The organism is Streptomyces kanamyceticus (assembly GCF_008704495.1).
GTDB lineage: Bacteria > Actinomycetota > Actinomycetes > Streptomycetales > Streptomycetaceae > Streptomyces > Streptomyces kanamyceticus.
This window is the reverse complement of the sequence record NZ_CP023699.1, coordinates 5123507-5142952: the sequence shown is the minus strand read 5'-3', so window position 1 is coordinate 5142952 and position 19446 is coordinate 5123507. Positions and strand designations below refer to the sequence as shown.

18 protein-coding genes are annotated in these 19446 nt (G+C 72.0%); 13 read left to right on the top strand and 5 right to left on the bottom strand.

Annotation, left to right across the window (positions count from 1 at the left end):
- Positions 1 to 74 precede the first annotated feature (74 nt).
- The 3 genes from CP970_RS21805 (at position 75) to CP970_RS21795 (ending at position 2632) form a co-directional block, all read left to right on the top strand.
- Positions 75 to 920, top strand: a complete 846-nt coding sequence (locus CP970_RS21805) for a glycerophosphodiester phosphodiesterase (protein ID WP_055549554.1) — start codon at positions 75 to 77, stop codon at positions 918 to 920.
- Positions 921 to 973: 53 nt separating this feature from the next.
- On the top strand, positions 974 to 1591 hold the full coding sequence (locus CP970_RS21800) for an ATP-binding protein (protein WP_079043649.1): 618 nt from the start codon (positions 974 to 976) through the stop codon (positions 1589 to 1591).
- 72 nt (positions 1592 to 1663) lie between these two features.
- Entirely contained in the window at positions 1664 to 2632 is a 969-nt protein-coding gene (locus CP970_RS21795; protein ID WP_055549550.1) for a DUF5926 family protein, read from the top strand.
- Between the two features lie 228 nt (positions 2633 to 2860).
- Here the strand turns inward: CP970_RS21795 and CP970_RS21790 are convergent, their stop codons facing one another.
- Together CP970_RS21790 and CP970_RS21785 are read right to left on the bottom strand one after the other, a co-directional pair.
- Entirely contained in the window at positions 2861 to 3403 is a 543-nt protein-coding gene (locus CP970_RS21790; protein ID WP_055549549.1) for a hypothetical protein, read from the bottom strand.
- A gap of 55 nt (positions 3404 to 3458) precedes the next feature.
- Positions 3459 to 4136 carry a bifunctional DNA primase/polymerase gene (locus CP970_RS21785; protein WP_055549547.1) on the bottom strand — a complete coding sequence of 226 codons (678 nt, stop codon included), beginning with the start codon at positions 4134 to 4136 and terminating at the stop codon, positions 3459 to 3461.
- 454 nt (positions 4137 to 4590) lie between these two features.
- Here CP970_RS21785 and CP970_RS21780 point away from each other — a divergent pair, with 454 nt between their 5' ends.
- Both CP970_RS21780 and CP970_RS21775 read left to right on the top strand, forming a co-directional pair.
- On the top strand, positions 4591 to 6111 hold the full coding sequence (locus CP970_RS21780) for a PP2C family protein-serine/threonine phosphatase (RefSeq protein ID WP_079043648.1): 1521 nt from the start codon (positions 4591 to 4593) through the stop codon (positions 6109 to 6111).
- 119 nt (positions 6112 to 6230) lie between these two features.
- Positions 6231 to 7700, top strand: a complete 1470-nt coding sequence (locus CP970_RS21775; protein ID WP_055549543.1) for an aminopeptidase P family protein — start codon at positions 6231 to 6233, stop codon at positions 7698 to 7700.
- A 75-nt stretch (positions 7701 to 7775) separates the two neighbouring features.
- On the opposite strand, the gene CP970_RS21770 is transcribed toward CP970_RS21775, so the two are convergent.
- Together CP970_RS21770 and CP970_RS21765 are read right to left on the bottom strand one after the other, a co-directional pair.
- Complete coding sequence (locus tag CP970_RS21770) at positions 7776 to 9212, bottom strand: MFS transporter (protein ID WP_150493745.1); 1437 nt, start codon at positions 9210 to 9212, stop codon at positions 7776 to 7778.
- Entirely contained in the window at positions 9212 to 9748 is a 537-nt protein-coding gene (locus tag CP970_RS21765) for a carboxymuconolactone decarboxylase family protein (RefSeq protein ID WP_150493743.1), read from the bottom strand. Before CP970_RS21765 ends, CP970_RS21770 begins: the two co-directional genes overlap by 1 nt.
- 41 nt (positions 9749 to 9789) lie before the next feature.
- Here CP970_RS21765 and pdxR point away from each other — a divergent pair, with 41 nt between their 5' ends.
- Positions 9790 to 11292: a MocR-like pyridoxine biosynthesis transcription factor PdxR gene (gene pdxR / locus CP970_RS21760; RefSeq protein ID WP_150493741.1), complete on the top strand. Its 1503-nt coding sequence runs from the start codon at positions 9790 to 9792 to the stop codon at positions 11290 to 11292.
- Here pdxR and CP970_RS21755 read toward each other — a convergent pair.
- The gene (locus CP970_RS21755; RefSeq protein ID WP_055555886.1) at positions 11255 to 11767 is read right to left on the bottom strand and encodes an ATP-binding protein; all 513 of its coding nucleotides are present in this window, start codon (positions 11765 to 11767) and stop codon (positions 11255 to 11257) included. The genes pdxR and CP970_RS21755 overlap by 38 nt on opposite strands.
- A 228-nt stretch (positions 11768 to 11995) precedes the next feature.
- Between CP970_RS21755 and CP970_RS21750 the strand changes: the two genes are divergently transcribed.
- The 7 genes from CP970_RS21750 (at position 11996) to pheA (ending at position 19392) form a co-directional block, all read left to right on the top strand.
- Positions 11996 to 12892 carry a hypothetical protein gene (locus tag CP970_RS21750; protein WP_055555884.1) on the top strand — a complete coding sequence of 299 codons (897 nt, stop codon included), beginning with the start codon at positions 11996 to 11998 and terminating at the stop codon, positions 12890 to 12892.
- Positions 12893 to 13033: 141 nt separating this feature from the next.
- Positions 13034 to 13759: a YcnI family copper-binding membrane protein gene (locus tag CP970_RS21745; protein WP_055555882.1), complete on the top strand. Its 726-nt coding sequence runs from the start codon at positions 13034 to 13036 to the stop codon at positions 13757 to 13759.
- A gap of 91 nt (positions 13760 to 13850) precedes the next feature.
- Complete coding sequence (locus tag CP970_RS21740; RefSeq protein ID WP_079044022.1) at positions 13851 to 14633, top strand: SCO family protein; 783 nt, start codon at positions 13851 to 13853, stop codon at positions 14631 to 14633.
- The gene (locus CP970_RS21735) at positions 14630 to 15148 is read left to right on the top strand and encodes a copper chaperone PCu(A)C (RefSeq protein ID WP_055555880.1); all 519 of its coding nucleotides are present in this window, start codon (positions 14630 to 14632) and stop codon (positions 15146 to 15148) included. The genes CP970_RS21740 and CP970_RS21735 overlap by 4 nt, the downstream gene beginning before the upstream one ends.
- Positions 15149 to 15162: 14 nt before the next feature.
- Positions 15163 to 17121, top strand: a complete 1959-nt coding sequence (locus CP970_RS21730) for a copper resistance CopC/CopD family protein (protein ID WP_079044021.1) — start codon at positions 15163 to 15165, stop codon at positions 17119 to 17121.
- An 11-nt stretch (positions 17122 to 17132) separates the two neighbouring features.
- Complete coding sequence (gene efeB, locus CP970_RS21725; protein WP_055555876.1) at positions 17133 to 18380, top strand: iron uptake transporter deferrochelatase/peroxidase subunit; 1248 nt, start codon at positions 17133 to 17135, stop codon at positions 18378 to 18380.
- Between the two features lie 76 nt (positions 18381 to 18456).
- Positions 18457 to 19392, top strand: a complete 936-nt coding sequence (gene pheA / locus CP970_RS21720) for a prephenate dehydratase (protein ID WP_150493739.1) — start codon at positions 18457 to 18459, stop codon at positions 19390 to 19392.
- Positions 19393 to 19446 lie beyond the last annotated feature (54 nt).

The window sequence follows — 19446 nt, the reverse complement described above, 5'->3', positions numbered from 1 at the left end:
ATCCTGTGTGTCCGGCGTCCCGGGACGCCCCCTCGGGCGAGCCCGCGGGTACCACGTGATGGCACGATGACGCGGTGACCTTCGCACGACAGCACCAGATCCAGGTCGTCGCCCACCGCGGAGCCTCCGAGGACGCTCCCGAACACACCCTGGCCGCGTACAAGAAAGCAGTCGAGGACGGCGCCGACGCACTCGAATGCGATGTCCGGCTCACCGCGGACGGCCATCTCGTCTGCGTCCACGACCGACGTGTGAACCGTACGTCGAACGGCCGAGGAGCCGTCTCCGCGCTCGAACTCGCCGAGCTCGCCGCCCTGGACTTCGGCTCCTGGAAGAAGGACCACGACGAGGTCGCGGAGGGGGAGGGCCCGGACTGGGAGGGCTCGGCCGGCGACGAGGTCACCTCCGTCCTGACGCTGGAGCGACTCCTTGAGCTCGTGGCCGAAAGTAATGCCTCGGGGCGCCGCGTACAGCTCGCCATCGAGACCAAGCACCCCACCCGCTGGGCGGGTCAGGTGGAGGAGCGCCTGCTGCTGCTCCTCAAGCGCTTCGGCCTGGACGCGCCGCCCGCGCAGGGTCCTTCGCCGGTACGCGTCATGAGCTTCTCGGCGCGTTCGCTGCACCGCGTGCGGGCCGCGTCGCCGACCCTGCCGACCGTCTTCCTCATGCAGTTCGTCCTGCCGCGCCACCGCGACGGGCGGCTGCCCGAGGGCGTGGGAATCGCGGGCCCCGGCATGCGGATCCTGCGCAACCACCCCGCCTACGTGGCCAAACTGAAGCGCGCGGGCCACCAGGTGCACGTCTGGACCGTGAACGAACCGGAGGACGTCGAGCTCTGCGCGGAACTGGGTGTCGACGCGATCATCACCAACCGTCCCAAGCAAATCCTGTCCCAGCTGTCCCGTCTGGGACACCGCTGACTTTCGTTACAGGGAGTGCACCGGCGCGTTCGGTCCGTATTCGATCGTTACGAGTGCGTCACCGCACGTGGATTGGCCGGTTTCCGGTCCAGTCCATTGGGGCATCCACACCGTGGCGTGGGGCGAAGGAGGTCTCGGGGGTGGCGTTGGTGGTGGCACAGGAGGTGCCCACGTCGTCGAGCATGGCCATACCTCATGGCCCTGCGGGCGTGGGGGAAGCAAGACACCGGATGCGTGATCAGTTGCGGGTCCGCGGGGTGTCGGAGACGGTCATCGACGATGCCGTACTGGTTCTGTCGGAACTGCTCAGCAATGCCTACCGGCACGGCAGGCCGCTGGGCCGGGGAATGGTCGGCGACGGCGACGTGCGAGCGGCCTGGCACGTCGACAAGACGGGGCGGCTCACGGTCGAGGTGACGGACGGCGGCGGCCCGACCCGCCCGGTGCCCGCGACTCCGTCGGTCACCGCGCGCGGCGGCCGCGGGCTCAACATCATCACGGCACTGGCCGATGCGTGGGGCGTGCGCGACGACGTGCACGGCGAGGTCACCGTCTGGGTCGTCGTTCACGCGGGGCACCGCCACGAGGACTTCGCTACGCGCGTCGCCGCCCCTTCGGCGGCCGCGCTGCCGGAGCTCGCCTTCGCGGACCCCTTCGACGACTTGGACTGATTCCGCCAACGGCTAGGCTCGCGGCCGTACGCAAGAGACACGCAAGAGAGCCGTAGCCGGGAGACACCCAAGATGGCCAAGAAGCGCCCTCAGACCAAGGGCAAGCAGCAGCCGCAGCTCAAGGACGGTGAGATCCCGGTGGTCGGGGCCCGTGAGCCCTGCCCGTGCGGTTCGGGCCGCCGCTACAAGGCCTGCCACGGCCGGACCGCCGCGCACGCGGTGACCGAGCTGGTGCAGCGCCCGTTCGAGGGCCTGCCCGGCGAGTGCGACTGGGTCGCGCTGCGCGAGCTGGTGCCCGCGGCCACCGTCGAGCTGCACCTCAAGGGCGGGCTCCCGGAGGGCGTGCCCTCGGTGTCCCTCGCGACGGTCCTTCCGATGGCGTGGCCCGCGCTGCGCCGTGACGACGGCGCGGTCCTGCTCGGCCTGCAGAACGACACCTCGTCCGGCGACATCAGCCGCGACCTCGCCGACACCCTGCGGCGCGCCCTGGAGGCCGATCCCGGCACGCCGGTGCAGGCTCGCCGCGCACCGGCCGACGGACCGCGGCTGCAGGACGTCCTCGACCCGGCGGGCGCCTTCGAGCCCGCCGTGCACGCGGGGTTCGAGTTCTGGGTGCAGGACGCGGAGAACGCCACTCCGGAGGTCGCCGCATCCCTGGAGCGGGCGAACGCCGCGGCCATCCCGACCGTGAAGCTCACCGGCGTGGACGCCGCCTACTGGTGCGAGACGCCGGAGAAGAACCACCTGCGCTGGGTCATGCCGCACCCCGAGGAGCAGCTCCTCGACGCGCTGGCGCGGCTGCACGCGGCGGGCACGTCGAGCCTCGGCGAGGGCACGCGCCTGGTCGGCTCCTTCCGGGCGCACGGCGTGACCGTGCCGGTGTGGGACCTGCCGAGCGGGGTCGGCGCCGACGACATCGAGAAGCCCGCGGCCGAGTTCGCCGAGCGGCTCGCGGCGGCGCTCGCCACCGACGCCCCGCTGACGCCCGACGAGCGCCGCGCGCGCGGTGGCCTCACCAACCGCCAGGTGACGCTCAGCTGACGCCTGGGTCAGCCGTGACGCGCGTTCGCGGCTGACCCACCAGTCAGTCGGTGTAGAACGCGTGACTCCTGTCACAACTCCCCGTAGCGGCAGGTAAATCCCTGTCCGGATAACTGAGATCGAATTTGCCAGGAGCCGATCTCTTGTTACCGTTCTGGTAGCCCGGTTGCTGGTGCATCCCCCGTCGCCAGCAACCGGGCCCTTCCATGCCCGGGACCTGTTCAGGGCTCAACTGCCCTGAGGCGCCGCCGAGTTGCTGCCCGAGCGCAGCAGCAGCGAGCCCGAGTCCCCCGCCGCGAACTCCGCCACCGCCGAGTACTCCGCGGCCGCTCCCGCCGACCGCTCGCGCGGCGTCTCGCAGGCTCGCGGTTCGTCCTCCGTACCCACCGCACAGTGCATCTGTACGGTGCGCCCTACCGGGCCCATCACGGTCAGAACGGCCGCGAGCTGCTCTCCGGTGGCGTTGCGGTAATAGGTACGCGCCCAGGTGTCGTGACCCTGTCTGAGGACGCACGTCTGGGCCTCGACGCCGTCCGGCGAGGAGAGTTCGGGGCCGCAGCGGGCGGCCGTGGCGACGCCGAGTCCGGCGAGCAGCGAGGGTTCGGGGCTCGCCGACGGCGACGGCGTGGCGGGCGCCGAGGGGGCGTGCGAGGGGGTGGCAGGGGGCGACTTCGCGTCACCGTCGCCCACCGGCCCCGCGGCGGCACCGGCGAGCGGCAGGAGAGCCGTGACGGCCACGACGCCCAGGAGCACCATGAGGCGGGGTTGCATGCCCCGAAGATAACGACAGTTGGCGCGCGGCCCGTTCGCCGCGCGCCCATTTCCCCTACAACTCGGGCGCGCTCACACCCGTACGAGTGAGGACGTCCACGACGGCGTCCACCACCGCTTCGACGCCGGGGACCCAGGGGGCCGCGGAGCCCGGCAGCGGCGCGCGCTCCCAGTGGACCTGTCCCTGACCGGTGCCGGAGGGGGGCAGGGCGAGATAACCGCCCTCTCCGTGGAAGCGCAGGGATCCCGGCACCCAGTCCTTGGCGTACAGCAGTTCGCCCAACTGGGCCATGGAGTACGGCGCGACGAGCACGTAGACGCGGGTCTCGGTGGCGACCACGGGGCCGAGCCTGATGCCCGCCTCGTCGAGTGCGGCGAGGGCGCGCAGGCCCGCGTCGGCGGGCAGGCTGACGGCGCAGGGGGCGCTGCCGCCGGTGGCGAGCACGACGGGCGCGCCGGGGCGGTTGGTCCACCACCAGCGCACCATGCGCTCGTCGGTGGTGGCCGCGAGGAGGCCGGGGTCGAGGGGGTGCGCGCCGGGCACCACGCACTCCGGGTCGGGGCAGGCGCACCGGGTGCCGTCGCGTCGGTCGAGTCCGACGCCGGGCAGTACGGGCCACCGCCATGCGGTCGCGAAGGTCAGGGCCGCGCCGAGTTGTCCGGCGTTACGGCCGGGCTTCCTTCCCGTTCGCCAGGACAGGAGCCTGCGTCGCCTTCCGAGGATCTCGCGCATGAGCGCTCGTTCCTTTCCGTTGCACGCCGGCGATTACGCCGGGGAGACTGCGGGCCACATCACACCATGTGTGGATCACTTCGCTGTACGTACGAACTGGCACATCCGATCCCAGCCTGCGGCATGGGGAACCACTCTGAACCGAGCGTTGACGTGGCGTGGGGTGGCGGCGCCTGGCGTTTGCCGTCCCGCGATATTTCTGCCGCCTCCGCCACGGGAGGATGGGGCACGGTCGTCGTGAGTTAAGACGCCCCGGTCGTTCGCCAGGTTCCGGACGGATCCCAACTGCCCCTGGCCATCACCGAGTACGTACCCATCACGACCGCTGTAACGCTCTACCGAACAACCTCAGTCGACCGCAATATGCCCTTCCCTGGCACAGTTTTCGGCCAAGTTCTCAAGATCGCCAGTAGTTCACCGAATTACCACGGACACCAGGAATCCCAGCAGGACAATGCTGGACATCCCCTCACCAGTGCGTGTACATCTGGAGACATTGCTAGCGGCGCAGAACGACATGGGGGTTTGCGATGCTATTGAGCATTACGCACCAGCCGGAAAGCCGTCAGCCATGAGCGCCCCGCACCTTCCGAAAGTGGCCGGAATCGATTCCACAGTTCCGTCACCCGCGCACACTGCCGCGCCCGGCGCACCCGTCACACCCTCAGCGGACGACTCTCCCGTACCGGGCCCACCCGGCGCGCTGATCCAGGACCGGCTCGCGGGCTGGGTCTCCGATCTCACCACGCTGCACGAACTCATCGAGCGCCTGACGCGCACGCCGGGGCTCGACGAGGCGCTGCGCGAGCTGCTGCGCGCCGGGTCCGCGCTGGTCGGCGCCCGGCGCGGACTGGTCGTCATCGAACCCGCCGACGGACTCGGCCCCGCCACCACGGTCGGCCTCGGCCTCGCGCGCGCCGACCTCGGGCACATCGAGACGGTGCCGCGCGGCGCCACGTCGTACGGCAGGATCCTGGACGCGTCGGGCACCGCGAACCCGCCCGCCGAGATCGCGCAGCCCGACCTGCTCGCCGACGACGGACTCGACCCGCGCCACCGCGAGGTGGCGGCCCGCATCGGCTACGCGGCGAGCTACGCCCTGCCGCTCGCCACCGAGGACGCGGGCCGGATCGGCGCGGCGGTCTGGCTGTACGACGAGCCCGCCGAGCCCACCGAGCGCCAGCGCCACCTCGTCGGCCTCTACACGCGCCACGCCACCGAGCACCTGGCGCGGCTCATCGATCTCGACCGCGCCCGCACCACCGTCGACACCCTGCGCGAGGAGCTGATGCCCTCGCGGCTGCCCCGGGTCGCCGGGGTACAGCTCGCGGCGCGGCACCGCACAGGACCGCGCGGCGGCGGCGACTGGCACGACGCGCTGCCGCTGCCGGACGCCGCGCTCGGGCTCGCGGTCGGCTCCGTGACCGGCTCCGGGCCCAGCGCCGTGGCCGCGATGGGGCGGCTGCGTGCGAGCCTTCGGGCGTACGCCGTGATGGAGGGCGAGGACCCCGTCGCCGTCCTCTCCGATCTGGAGCTGCTGCTGCGCCTGACCGAGCCCGCCAGATCGGCGACGGCGCTCTTCGCGTACTGCGAGCCCGCCCTGCGCAAGGTCGTGCTCGCGGGCGCGGGGCACAGTCCGCCGCTGATCATCGGGGAGCGGCGCACGGAGTTCGTGGAGACCTCCCTTTCGGCGCCGCTCGGGATGCTCGCCTGCTGGGAGGCGCCGAGCGTGGAGATCAGTCCGGAGCCCGGAGAAACGGTGCTTCTCTACACCGACGGGCTGCTGCACCGCACGGGTGACCCGATGGACCGGGCCTTCGCGCGGCTGCACGCGGCGGCCGCGAGCGTGCCCAAGGGCATCAGGGACGACCCCGGGGCGATCGCCGACCACGTGCTGCACACCGTGCTGCCGGAGGGGCTCGACGCGGTGGACAGCGACGAGGACGTGGTGATCCTGGCGGCGCGCTTCGAGTAGTCCGCCCGGCCAGAGTGAGGCCCCGGGCACGCGCTGTAAGTGGTCCTACGCCTCTGGGACCCCTTCCCGTACGGCCGTACGATGGAGGGTGGTCCAGTGTCGTACATAGGAGGCAGATCGTGTCGGACGCTCTCAACGCGGAGATCCCGGAGACCCCGGAAGAGACCGAGGAAGAGCCGATCAAGCAGCGCAAGAACGGCCTGTACCCGGGCGTTTCCGACGAGCTTGCCGAGAGCATGAAGTCCGGCTGGGCCGACACCGAGCTGCACGACCTGCAGCCGATCGCGCAGGCCGAGAACACCGCCGCCCGCCGCGCCGCGCTCTCCGCGCGCTTCCCCGGCGAGCGCCTGGTGATCCCCGCGGGCAACCTGAAGACCCGCTCGAACGACACCGAGTACGCCTTCCGCGCCTCCGTCGAGTACGCCTACCTCACCGGCAACCAGACCGAGGACGGCGTCCTGGTCATGGAGCCGAAGGACGGCGGCCACGAGGCCACCATCTACCTGCTGCCGCGCTCCGACCGCGAGAACGGCGAGTTCTGGCTGGACGGCCAGGGCGAGCTCTGGGTCGGCCGCCGCCACTCCCTCACCGAGGCCGAGCGGCTGTACGGCATCCCCGCCTCCGACGTGCGAGAGCTGGCCGACAGCCTGCGCGAGGCGACCGGTTCCGTCCGTGTCGTACGCGGGTTCGACGCCGGGATCGAGGCGGCGCTGACCGACAAGGTCACCGCCGAGCGCGACGAAGAGCTGCGCGTCTTCCTCTCCGAGGCCCGTCTGGTCAAGGACGAGTTCGAGATCGGCGAGCTGCAGAAGGCGTGCGACTCGACCGCCCGCGGCTTCGAGGACGTCGTGAAGATCCTCGACAAGGCCGAGGCGACGAGCGAGCGCTACATCGAGGGCACGTTCTTCCTGCGCGCCCGCGTCGAGGGCAACGACATCGGCTACGGCTCGATCTGCGCCGCGGGCCCGCACGCCACCACCCTGCACTGGGTGCGCAACGACGGCGCCGTGCGCTCCGGCGAGCTGCTGCTGCTCGACGCCGGTGTGGAGACGCACACGTACTACACCGCGGACGTCACCCGCACGCTGCCGATCAACGGCCGCTTCGACGAGCTGCAGAAGAAGATCTACGACGCGGTGTACGAGGCCCAGGAGGCGGGCATCGCGGCCGTGCAGCCGGGCGCCAAGTACCGCGACTTCCACGACGCCGCGCAGCGCGTGCTCGCCGAGAAGCTGGTCGAGTGGGGGCTCGTCGAGGGTCCGGTCGAGCGCGTGCTCGAACTCGGTCTGCAGCGCCGCTGGACGCTGCACGGCACCGGCCACATGCTCGGCATGGACGTGCACGACTGCGCCGCCGCGCGCCGCGAGTCGTACGTGGACGGCACGCTGGAGCCGGGCATGTGCCTGACCGTCGAGCCCGGCCTGTACTTCCAGGCGGACGACCTGACGGTGCCGGAGGAGTACCGGGGCATCGGCGTCCGGATCGAGGACGACATCCTCGTGACGGCGGACGGCAACAAGAACCTGTCCGCCGCGCTGCCCCGCACCTCCGACGACGTCGAGGCGTGGATGGCGCGCGTCAAGGGCTGAGTCGGACCCGCAGCTGAGTCGGACCCGTACATGGCGAAGGGCCGGTCCCGGTGGGACCGGCCCTTCGGCGTTCCCTCACCGCTTCGGCTGCCGGGGGAAGCCCAGCGCCACCAGGGCGGTCAGCGCGATGCCCGCCGTCGCGACGAAGAGCGCGGTGCGGGCGCCGTCCGCCGTGGCCGCCGCAGAGGCGTGCTCGCCGAGGCCCGCGATGCCGACCAGGACCGCGAGGCCCACCGCGCCGCCGATCTGCTGGGCCGTGGACGCCATGCCGGACGCGATGCCCTGCTCATGGCCCGCGATGCCCGCGGACGCGGCGCCGAACATCAGGGTGTAGCCCGCGCCCTGGCCGACGCCGAGGATCAGGAAACCGGGGACGAGAGCGGCGTATCCGCCGTCCGCCGACATGGCGAGGGCGACCAGTGCGGTGCCCGCGGCGCCGAGCGCGAGGCTGCCTGTCATCGCGGTCCGGGTGCCGAGCCGGGTGGTGATCCGGGCCGCGAGGAGCGAGCCCGCGGTGATCGCCAGCATCGGGACGAGGTAGGCGAGTCCGGTGCGCAGGGCGTCGTAGCCGAGTACGGCCTGGAAGTAGCCGGTGAGGAAGTAGGCGAGGCTGCCGATCGTCGCCATGAAGAGGAACGTCACGGCCATGCCGGTGCGCAGACCGCGGCCGCGCAGCAGCCGCAGAGGCATCAGGGGGTCGCGGGTGCGGGCCTCGATGAGCAGGAAGGTGGCGAGCAGGGCCGCGCCGATCACCGCGGGGAGCACGACGGTCGCCGAGAGCCAGCCCGACTCCGGGCCCTGGACCAGGGCGAAGACCAGACCTGTGACGCCGAGCGTCGAGGTCAGCGCGCCGGGCAGGTCGATCCTGCGGCCCGCGCGTTCGACGGTGTCCGGGGCGATGAGGCGGAAGGCGGCCGCCACCGCGATCAGGGCGAGGGGCACATTGACGTACAGGACCGAGCGCCAGCCGAGGAGTTGGGTCAGTACGCCGCCGAGCAGCGCGCCCACGATGAGGCCGCTGCCGCCCGCGGCGCCCCACACCGAGTAGGCCCGGTCGCGGTCGCGGCCCTCGGCGAAGAGCGTGCCCACGAGGGTGAGCGTGGCGGGGAAGAGGAAGGCACCGCCGACGCCCTGCACCGCGCGGGCCGCGATCAGCAGCCCGGGGCCCGTGGCGAGGCCGCCGGCCAGCGAGGAGACGCCGTACAGGCTCAGACCGAGGACGAACATCCGGCGCGGTCCGAAGAGGTCGCAGGCGCGGCCGCCCAGGAGCAGGAAGCCGCCGAAGGCGACGGCGTAGGCGCTGATCACCCACTGGAGGTGGCCCGCGGAGAAGCCGAGTCCGCTGCCGATCTGGGGGAGCGCTACGTAGACGATGTTGTAGTCGACGGAAATGATCAGTTGGGCGAAGGCGAGCAGGGCGAGGGTGACGGCGTTCGCACTGCGGGGTGTGCGGGCGGAGTCCTGGACGGCGGCCGGAGTCGTACCGGCCGCCGTCTCCAGGGTGGCGGTCATCAGTGGGCCACCCGCTCGTCCTCGCCCGCGACCTTGGCGGTGCTCAGGGCGATGCGGTTCCAGGTGTTGATGGTGAAGATCAGGGCCAGGACGCGGGCCAGCTCCGACTCGTCGAAGTGCTGGGCCGCCTCTCCGTAGACGTCGTCCGGGACGCCGCCCTGCGAGACGAGGGTGACCGACTCGGTCAGGGCGAGCGCCGCCCGCTCCTTCGCCGTGAAGAAGTTACGGGCCTCGCGCCACACGCCGATCATGTGCAGCCGCGCCTCGTCCTCGCCGGCCTTGCGGGCGTCGGAGGTGTGCATGTGGAGGCAGTACGCGCAGCCGTTGAGGAGCGAGGCGCGGATCTGGATCAGCTCGACGAGGGCCGGGTCGAGGCCGTCGCGGGCGGCGGCGTCGAAGCCGATGAGGGCCTTGAAGGCCTTGGGGGCGGCCTGGGCGAAATTGACGCGGGGGGCGGGGGCTTGGGCGGTGGTGTGGGTCGCGGCGTGGGTGGCGGTGGCGGTCTGCGTGGTGTTCGTGTCGTTCGTCATGACCATGAATCTACGGTCGCGAAAGACCTCGGGTAGGGTGCATTTCCATGCCGGAATCATGGGTCAATCTGGCGGAGCGCATCGGCACCGACCTGCATGTGGACCTGTCGGGTCCCGGCAGTCGCAGAGCCGTCCTCATCCGCGCGCTCCGGGACGCCGTACGCGAGGGACGCCTGCCACCCGGCACCCGTCTGCCGCCCTACCGCTCGCTCGCCGCGGACCTGGGCCTGGCCCGCAACACCGTCGCCGACGCCTACGCGGAACTGGTCGCCGAGGGGTGGCTGACCGCACGGCAGGGATCGGGCACCCGGGTCGCCGAGCGTGCCGCGCCGCCCAAGCGCCCGCGGCTGCCGAAGCCCGCCCCCGCCAAGCCCGCCGCCCCCGCGTACAACCTGCTCCAGGGCACCCCCGACGCCTCCTCCTTCCCCCGCACGGCCTGGCTCTCGGCCGCCCGGCGCGCGCTCGGCGCCGCGCCCAACGAGGCCTTCGGGCCCGGTGACCCGCGCGGCAGGATCGAGCTGCGCAGGGCGCTCGCCGACTATCTGACACGCGCGCGTGGAGTACGCGTCGACCCCGAACGGATCGTGGTGTGCTCCGGGTTCGCGCACGCGCTGCGGCTGCTGTTCGGCGGCGGCGTACTGCGCGGCCCGTTCGCCGTGGAGTCGTACGGCCTCGGCTTCCACCGCGAGATCCTGGCGGGCTCGGGCGTACGGACGGTGCCGCTGGGGCTCGACGAACAGGGCGCCCGGGTCGAGGAATTGACCGAGGGGTCGCGGGGGCGCGAGACCGGGCCACGGGTGCGCGGGGTGCTGCTCACGCCCGCACACCAGTTCCCGACCGGCGGCCCCCTGCACCCCTCGCGCCGCGCCGCCGCCGTCGACTGGGCCCGCTCGCACGGCGGCCTGATCCTGGAGGACGACTACGACGGGGAGTTCCGCTACGACCGCGAGCCCGTCGGCGCCGTGCAGGGCCTCGACCCCGAACGCGTCGTCTACCTGGGCTCGGTGAGCAAGAGCCTGTCCCCCGCCGTACGCATCGGCTGGATGGTGCTGCCCGAGCACCTCGTGCCCGACGTGCTCGCCGCCAAGGGGGAGCGCGAGGCGTGGGCGAGCGTCCTCGACCAGCTCACGCTCGCCGACTTCATCGCGTCCGGGCAGTACGACCGGCACATCCGCCGGATGCGACAGCGCTACCGGAGCCGCCGCGACCGGCTCGTCACCGCCCTCGCCGAGCGCGCCCCGCACATCACGGCCACCGGCATCGCGGCGGGCCTGCACGCGGTGCTCCGGCTGCCGCCCGGCACGGAGGCGTCCGTGGTCAAGGCGGCCGCCTGGCAGGGGATCGCGCTGGAGGGCCTCGCCCAGTTCCGGCATCCCGAGGCCACGATGGCGGCCACGGACGGTCTCGTCGTCGGCTACTCGACGCCCTCGGAGCATGCCTACGGAGCGGCGGTCGACGCGCTGTGCCGCGCGCTGCCGCCGGACGAGCGGGGGTACCCCACCGACGGCCGGGTCAGGCCGTCAGCAGCGGCGCGTCCTCACGCCACTTGAGGATCTTGTCGAAGCTGATCACCGCACCACCCCTGCCCGGCCTGTTGCCGAGCTGGACGTGGTCGGCGAGTTCACTGATCAGCCACAGGCCCCGGCCGTGCTCGTCCGTCTCGGACGCGGGCGGCCTGGGCAGGGGACGGCCGCGCGTCGCGGACGCGACGGCGGGAACGGCTGCGGGAGCGGCCGCCGCGGGGCCCTGGACGCCCGGGAAACCGGGGCCCGAGTCGGCCACCACGATGCGGCACTTCTCGCCGTCCAGATACGCGGTGACGCGGTACGCCCCGCTCGTGCCCCCGTGCGCGGTGGCGCCGCCGTGCTCCACGGCATTGGCACACGCCTCGCTGAGGGCTACCGACAAATCGTAGGAAACGTCCGGATCCACACCCGCCGTGTCCATCGCACCGATGAGCAGACGACGGGCGAGCGGAACGCTCGCGGCTTCGCGCCGCAAATGGAGAGACCACCAGATGCTCATGCTCCAGCCTCCTGGCCGCGGCTCGACATACCGATACGTATTGCCGCAACCGCCCGGGGATAAGCGCCCAGTTGACGTGATGCCGCCCATACGGCGGATGCGCGGTCTTCTCGGCGCGGTGTAGAGAAGGTGGCCCCGGCAGCGCGAAAGCCGCACTCATCAGCGCGAACCGGACCTAGCGGACCTGCCGTATGCGATGGGTAAGTCCAGTGCGATGATGGCCCGGCCATGACTGCCCCCCACCAGCGTCAGCCGCGCGCCGGAGCCGATCTCCGGCTGCTCAGGGCCGCGATGTTCGCCGCGGTCTGCGTCGTGCTGTCCGCCGGGGGCCATGTGCTCGCTTCCTGCGTCGCCGTCCCGCTGTGGACGCTGGGCGTGGCCTTCGTCGCCGTTCTCGCCGTCACGTTGCCGCTCGCCGGGCGCGAGCGTTCGCTGCCCGGCATCGCCGCGCTGCTCACGGCGGGCCAGCTCGGCCTGCACGCCCTGTTCGGCCTCGGCCAGCACGGCTCCGCGACCGCCGCGGCGAACAGTGACGCCTCCCTGGTGGAGCGGGCCGCGCGCCTGGTCTGCGGGGCGGGTACCGCGACGATCAGCCCGGCGCAGGCCCAGCGGATCCTCACCACGGCGGGGCTTCAGCCGGGCGGCACGAGCGGCGCGGGCGGCATGGACCACGCCGCCATGCACCAGCACGGGCAGTCGGCCGCCGCCGCGGCGGACACCGCGGTGGACTCGATGACCTCCATGAACGGCATGGGCGGTATGAGTGGCATGGGCGGCATGTCGCTGATGCCCTCGCTGCCCATGCTGATCGCGCACGTCCTCGCGGCCCTCGCCGCCGGCTGGCTGCTGCGCCGCGGCGACATCGCCCTGTTCCGCCTCGTCCGGCTCTCGGCCGACAGCGCGACCGGGTTCGCCGAAGGGGCGCTCGTACGCTCGTTGCGCTCCGCCCTCACGCTCGTACGCGCCCTGCGGGCCGGACTGCCCGGCGCGGACCTGACGACCGGGCCACTGACCGCGCGTACCGCACCGCGCACACCGGCCGAGCCCCGGACGGTCGCACTGGAGGACACGGTGATCAGGCGCGGCCCGCCCGCCGCCGCCCAGGACGTCGAACTCGCTGCCTGACGCACCGCACTCCGCACACAGCACGGAGGGGTGCCGTCGGCACGCACGCGCGCGTGCCCGCTCGGTCCGCGCGCCAACCTCCGTACTGCTCACCACTGTGGTCACCGTCGTGACCACCCCTGCTGAATGTGGAGTGCCTCCATGAACGCCAAGTCACGCCTCGCCGCCGCGGCCACCGTCGCCGCCTCCGCCGTGCTCGTCCTCTCCGCGCCCGCCTTCGCGCACGTCAGCGTCTCGCCGGAGGGCGAGGCCGCCAAGGGCGGGTACGCGACGGTCAACTTCAAGGTGCCGAACGAGCAGGACGACGCCTCGACCGTCAAGGTCGAGGTCGCCTTCCCGGGCGACCACCCGCTCGCCTCGGTGATGACGGAGCCCGTGCCCGGCTGGAACGTGAAGGTCACCAAGGCCAAGCTCGACAAGCCGCTCGAGATCCACGGCGAGAAGATCGACGAGGCCGTCTCCAAGGTCACCTGGACCGCCGACGGCAAGGGCATCCAGCCCGGCACCTTCCAGAAGTTCCCCGTCTCCATGGGCCAGCTGCCCGAGAACGCGGACTCGTTGGTCTTCAAGGCCATCCAGACGTACGACAACAAGGACGTCGTCCGCTGGATCGAGCCGCAGCAGAAGGGCCAGGAGGAGCCGGAGCACCCCGCGCCCACCCTTGAGCTGACCGCCGCCTCCGACGACCACCACGGTGGCGCGGGAGCGAAGGACGACGCCAAGGCCGGTACCGAGAAGGCCGCCGCCTCCGAGGACTCCGACAGCAGCGACACCACGGCCCGGGTGCTCGGCATCGTGGGCATCGTCGTGGGCGCCGCGGGTGTCGCCTTCGGCGTGCTGGCCGGCCGTCGCCGTACCGCCGCCTGATCCGTCGGCAGAGCCACCCTTCGGGGTGCGCCGGCCCGGCACACGCCTGCCCCGGTGCACCCCGGCCCCCTCACATCTGGGACATTTTCGTATGCGCACGAAGAGCTCGAAGAGCACTGACAGCAGCACTGACAGCAGCACTGAAGCGGGTATCGAAGCAGGTACCGCAGTAAGCACCGACCACGGCACCGTCCGCACCGTCCGTACGGGCCGCCGCAGGGCACTCGCCGCGGCCGCCCTGCTGAGCGCGGCCGCTCTCACGCTGACCGCCTGCGGCAGCGGCGGGGACGACAAGCCCGTCGCCGACGTCTCCGTAGAGAAGGACTCCGGCAAGGCCGCCACGGTCCTGGACAACCCGTACAAGAAGCCGAACCTCGTCCTCAAGGACGTGAACGGCAAGAAGTACGACCTGCGCGAGCAGACCAAGGGCAAGGCGACCCTGCTCTACTTCGGCTACACGCACTGCCCCGACGCCTGTCCCCTGACGATGGGCAACATCGCGGTCGCCAAGAAGGAACTGGAGAAGTCCGGCCTCTCCAAGGCCGAACGGGACAAGCTCCGGGTCGTCTTCGTCACCACCGACCCCGACCGCGACACGTCCGCCCACCTCAAGGAGTGGCTGGACGGCGTGGACTCCGACTTCGTCGGCCTGACCGGCGACTTCGCGACCATCCAGGCCGGGGCCAGCCAGGTCGCGATCAGCGTCGAGCCGACCAAGAAGGACAAGAAGGGCAAGCTCGTCTCGATGCACGGCACATCGGTCATCGCCTACTCGCCGAAGACCGACAAGGGATACGTCCTCTACGGAGAGAAGGCCACCTCGGCCGACTACACCAGGGATCTCCCCAAGCTCATCAAGGGAGAGACCCCGTGAACCACCGCACCACCACCCACCGCCGCGCCCTCGCGGGCGGCGCCATAGCGCTGGCCGCGGCGCTGACCCTGGCGGGCTGCGGCGGCGACTCCGACGCCAAGGAGTCCGCCGACAAGCCCGAACTGAAGGTCAGCGGGGCCTTCATCCCCGAGCCCACCATGGACGACATGGCCGCGGGCTTCCTGAAGATCGACAACGCGGGCGGCGCCGACAAGCTGACCTCCGCCACCAGCGACATCGCGGGCGACGTCACGCTGCACAGCTCCAAGGACGGCGCGATGAAGGAGCAGGAATCCTTCACCGTGCCCGCCGAAGGACAGCTCGACTTCACCCGCGGCGGCAACCACCTGATGTTCGAAAAGCTGAAGCGCAAGCCGAAGCAGGGCGACAAGGTGGCCGTGACACTGCACTTCCAGAAGTCGGACCCGATCAAGGTCGAGGTGCCGGTCAAGGAAGCGACGCACAACCCCGAGCAGCAGGGCGAGTCGGCACACGGCTCGCACAAGTCGCACTGAGGGACGGACCGTTGATGCAGACCATCGCTCCCCGCTCCGGGAACGCTCCCGGTTCCAGGACCGCTCCCGGTTCCAGGACCGCTGGCCACGCCTGGACCGGCGTGCCACGCCTCCTGCGGCTCCTCCTGGTGATCGTCGCCGCGACCGGCGCGTTCCTCGCCGGTGCCGCGCCCGCCTCCGCGCACGCCGCGCTGACCGGCAGCGACCCGAAGCAGGGAGCGGTGGTCCCCAAGGCTCCCGACCAGGTGAAGCTCACCTTCTCCGAGAAGGTCGCCATGTCGGACGGCTCGGTGCGGGTGCTCGACCCCTCGGGCAAGCGCGCCGACACCAAGAAGACCACCGACCTCGGCTCCAACACCTACGGCGTGAAGCTCCGTCCCGGCCTGCCCGACGGCACCTTCACCGTCGCCTACCAGGTGGTCTCCGCCGACAGCCACCCCGTCGCCGGCGCCTTCACCTTCTCCATCGGCGCGCCCTCCGACACCAAGGTCGCGCTGCCCGACCAGGAGGCGGGCGGCGGCCTGGTCGGCGTGCTCTACGACATCGCGCGCTACTTCTCGTACGCCGGGTTCATCCTGGTCGTCGGCGGCGCCGCCTTCGTGCTCGGCTGCTGGCCGCGCGGCGCGGGCGTACGGCCCGTCCAGCGCCTGGTGACGTACGGCTGGGTCACGCTGACCGGCGCCACCCTCGCCCTCCTCCTGCTGCGCGCCCCCTACACCAGCTCCGGCAAGCTCGCCGACGCCTTCGACATGGGCAAGCTCGGCGACGTCCTCAACACCAAGACCGGCGCGGCCCTGGTCTCCCGGCTGCTGCTGCTCGCCGCCGCCGCGCTGTTCATCGCGGTGCTCTTCGGGGCGTACGAGAAGCGGACCGACCCCAAGGAGAAGAAGGACCTCACCTTCGGGCTCGCCATCGGCGGCACCGTCGTCGCCATCGGGATCGCGGCGACCTGGGCGATGGCCGAACACGCGTCGACCGGCATCCAGGCGGGGCTCGCGATGCCCGTCGACGTGCTGCACCTGCTGGCCGTCGCCGCCTGGCTCGGCGGGCTCGCCGCGCTCGTCGTCGCGCTCTACCGCACGCCGTCGGTGGAGGAGGCGGCCGTACGGCGGTTCTCACGGGTCGCCTTCACCAGCGTCGTCGTCCTCGCCGCGACCGGCCTCTACCAGTCGTGGCGGCAGGTCGGCTCGTGGTCGGCGCTGACCGGTACGTCGTACGGGCAGCTGCTCCTCGTCAAGGTCGGCCTGGTCGTCGTCCTGGTGGGCGTCGCCTACATCTCGCGGCGCTGGACCGGCCGCATCGCCGCGGAGGCGGGCGGACTCGCCCCGGAGGCCGCGGCCGCCGTGGTCGTCGAGCAGCGCACGGAGAAGCCCGTCACGGTGCCCTCCGGCGGCGCCGACGCCCAGCGCTCCGCCCAGCTCGCCCGCCAGCAGGCGGCCATGGCGAGCGCCCGCGAGAAGCGCATCCGCGACGCCGACCCGCACCGCTCGGGGCTGCGCCGCTCGGTGCTCACCGAGGCGGGCATCGCCGTCGTCCTGCTGGCCGTCACCACGATCCTGACGACCACCGAGCCGGGCCGTACGGAGGAGGAGGCCGCCAAGGCCACCTCGGCCGCGGCGGCGCAGCGCTCGGGCCCGCTCACGCTCAAGGTGCCCTTCGACACAGGTGGCCAGGACGGCAAGGGCACGGTGCAGCTCGACCTCGACCCGGGCCGCACCGGCAGCAACGCCCTGCACATCTACGTGAAGCGGCCCAACGGCAGCGCCTTCGACATCCCCGAGGTGAAGGTCTCCTTCACTCTGGAGTCGAAGGACGTCGGACCGCTGCCCGTCGCTCCCGACCACATCGCCACCGGACACTGGAGTGCGAGCGGGGTGCAGATCCCGATGGCGGGCGACTGGAAGATCGCGGTGACCGTGCGGACCTCGGACATCGACCAGGTCACCGTGAAAAAGAACGCGCAGATCGGCTGAACGGAACCACCATGGCGGACAACGGGATCTCGCGGCGTCGGCTGCTCGGCACCGCGGGCGCGACCGGCCTCGCGCTCGGCGCGGGGGGCGGCGCGGTCGGCTATGCCGCGGCCTCCTCGGGCTCGGGCTCGTCCTCGGACGGCGTGTCGAAGGCGGCGCTCGCGTCGCTCGGCACGGACGAGGTCATGTTTCACGGGAAACATCAGGCAGGCATCACCACGCCGACACAGGCCAGCGGCCACCTCGCCGCCTTCGACCTGACGGCGGGCGCCGGTCGCAAGGAGGCGGCGGCCCTGCTGCGCCGCTGGTCGGCCACTGCCGCGCGGCTGATGGCGGGCGAGCCCGTGGCGGGCGACGACACGTCGGTCGCCCGGGACGCGGGCCCCTCCTCCCTCACCGTCACGTTCGGCTTCGGCGCGAGCTTCTTCGCCCGTACGGGCCTTGCGAAGCAGCGCCCGGACGCCCTCGATCCACTGCCGGACTTCTCGTCCGACCGGCTCGACAAGGCGCGCAGCAACGGCGACCTGTGGGTGCAGATCGGCGCGAACGACTCGCTGGTAGCCTTCCACGCGCTGCGGGCGATCCAGCGGGACGCGGCGGGGGCGGCGCGCGTGCGCTGGCAGATGAACGGCTTCAACCGCTCCCCTGGCGCCACCGCGCACCCGATGACGACCCGCAATCTGATGGGCCAGGTCGACGGCACGAACAACCCGAAGCCGTCGGACAAGGACTTCGACGAGCGCGTCTTCGTGCCCGCCGACGGCGACCCCGCGTGGATGGCGGGCGGCTCCTACGTGGTCGTACGCCGGATCCGGATGCTCCTCGACAGCTGGGAGAAGCTCGGCCGCAAGGACCAGGAGGCGGTGATCGGGCGGCACAAGTCGGACGGTTCGCCGCTGACCGGCGGCACGGAGACCACCGAGCCCGACCTGGAGAAGACCGGCGCCGACGGCACGCTCGTCATCCCCGTCAACGCGCACGCCCGCATCTCGCGGCCCGACCAGAACGGCGGCGCCGCGATGCTGCGCCGCCCCTTCTCGTACCACGACGGCTTCGACGGCAAGGGCGCGCCGGACGCGGGGCTGCTCTTCGTCTGCTGGCAGGCGGACCCGGTCCGCGGCTTCGTCCCGGTCCAGCGCAAGCTCGACCGGGGCGACGCCCTGTCGGAGTTCCTCCGGCACGAGTCGAGCGGGCTCTTCGCGGTGCCGGGCGGGGCGGCGAAGGGCGAGTACGTGGGGCAGCGGCTGCTGGAGGGGTGAGGGGCCCCGCGGGGGTGCGGGGGTCGCCCTGTGAGACGCGTGAGCCATGCCACGTACGGGCCATTAGGGTGACGGTATGTCGGCCACGCGCTACACCTATCTCGGCCCCGAGGGCACCTTCACCGAGGCCGCTCTCCGCACGCTGCCCGAAGCGGCCGCCCGGGAGCTGGTCCCGATGGTGTCCGTACCGGCCACGCTCGACGCGGTCCGCAACGGCGAGGCGGCGGCCGCGCTCGTGCCCATCGAGAACTCTGTCGAGGGCGGCGTCACCACCACCGTCGACGAACTCGCCAAGGGCGAGCCCCTGATGATCTACCGCGAGGTGGTCCTGCCGATCACCTTCGCCCTGCTCGTGCGCCCGGGCACCGCGCTCACCGACATCAAGACGGTGACCGGCCACCCGGTGGCCCAGCCCCAGGTGCGCAACTGGCTCGCCGCGCACCTGCCCGACGCCCTGTGGGAGTCGGCCGCCTCGAACGCGGACGGCGCGCGCCTGGTCCAGGAGGGCCGCTTCGACGCCGCCTTCGCGGGCGAGTTCGCCGCGGCGACGTACGGGCTCGTGCCGCTGGTCAGCGAGATCCACGACGCGGTGAACGCCGAGACCCGCTTCGTGCTCGTCGGCCGCCCGGCCAGGCCCGCCGCGCCGACGGGCGCCGACAAGACCTCCGTCGTGATCTGGCTCGGCGACGACCACCCCGGCGCGCTGCTCGAACTGCTCCAGGAGTTCGCCGTACGCGGCGTCAACCTCATGCGGATCGAATCGCGCCCGACCGGCCAGGGCATCGGCAACTACTGCTTCTCGGTGGACGCCGAGGGGCACATCACCGACCGCCGGGTCGGCGAGGCGCTGATGGGCCTCAAGCGGATCTGCCCCCAGGTGCGCTTCCTCGGCTCGTATCCGCGGGCAGGGGCGGCGCCCGCCGATGTGCGGCCGCTGCGGCCCGGCACGTCGGACGAGGCGTTCATGGCGGCGGCGGACTGGCTGGCGCGCAGCCAGGACGGCCGTTTCTAGCCAATCGCCCCAGTCCTACCTGCAGATTTACGTTGTCCACAGAAGTTATCCACA

What these genes read in the sequence shown, in the direction of transcription:
- CP970_RS21795 (WP_055549550.1), top strand. Translation starts at nt 1,664, where the DNA reads ATGGCCAAGAAGCGCCCTCAGACCAAGGGCAAGCAGCAGCCGCAGCTC.
- CP970_RS21790 (WP_055549549.1), bottom strand. Translation starts at nt 3,403, where the DNA reads ATGCAACCCCGCCTCATGGTGCTCCTGGGCGTCGTGGCCGTCACGGCT.
- CP970_RS21785 (WP_055549547.1), bottom strand. Translation starts at nt 4,136, where the DNA reads ATGCGCGAGATCCTCGGAAGGCGACGCAGGCTCCTGTCCTGGCGAACG.
- CP970_RS21780 (WP_079043648.1), top strand. Translation starts at nt 4,591, where the DNA reads ATGCTGGACATCCCCTCACCAGTGCGTGTACATCTGGAGACATTGCTA.
- CP970_RS21770 (WP_150493745.1), bottom strand. Translation starts at nt 9,212, where the DNA reads ATGACCGCCACCCTGGAGACGGCGGCCGGTACGACTCCGGCCGCCGTC.
- CP970_RS21765 (WP_150493743.1), bottom strand. Translation starts at nt 9,748, where the DNA reads ATGGTCATGACGAACGACACGAACACCACGCAGACCGCCACCGCCACC.
- pdxR (WP_150493741.1), top strand. Translation starts at nt 9,790, where the DNA reads ATGCCGGAATCATGGGTCAATCTGGCGGAGCGCATCGGCACCGACCTG.
- CP970_RS21755 (WP_055555886.1), bottom strand. Translation starts at nt 11,767, where the DNA reads ATGAGCATCTGGTGGTCTCTCCATTTGCGGCGCGAAGCCGCGAGCGTT.
- CP970_RS21750 (WP_055555884.1), top strand. Translation starts at nt 11,996, where the DNA reads ATGACTGCCCCCCACCAGCGTCAGCCGCGCGCCGGAGCCGATCTCCGG.
- CP970_RS21745 (WP_055555882.1), top strand. Translation starts at nt 13,034, where the DNA reads ATGAACGCCAAGTCACGCCTCGCCGCCGCGGCCACCGTCGCCGCCTCC.
- CP970_RS21740 (WP_079044022.1), top strand. Translation starts at nt 13,851, where the DNA reads ATGCGCACGAAGAGCTCGAAGAGCACTGACAGCAGCACTGACAGCAGC.
- CP970_RS21730 (WP_079044021.1), top strand. Translation starts at nt 15,163, where the DNA reads ATGCAGACCATCGCTCCCCGCTCCGGGAACGCTCCCGGTTCCAGGACC.
- efeB (WP_055555876.1), top strand. Translation starts at nt 17,133, where the DNA reads ATGGCGGACAACGGGATCTCGCGGCGTCGGCTGCTCGGCACCGCGGGC.
- pheA (WP_150493739.1), top strand. Translation starts at nt 18,457, where the DNA reads ATGTCGGCCACGCGCTACACCTATCTCGGCCCCGAGGGCACCTTCACC.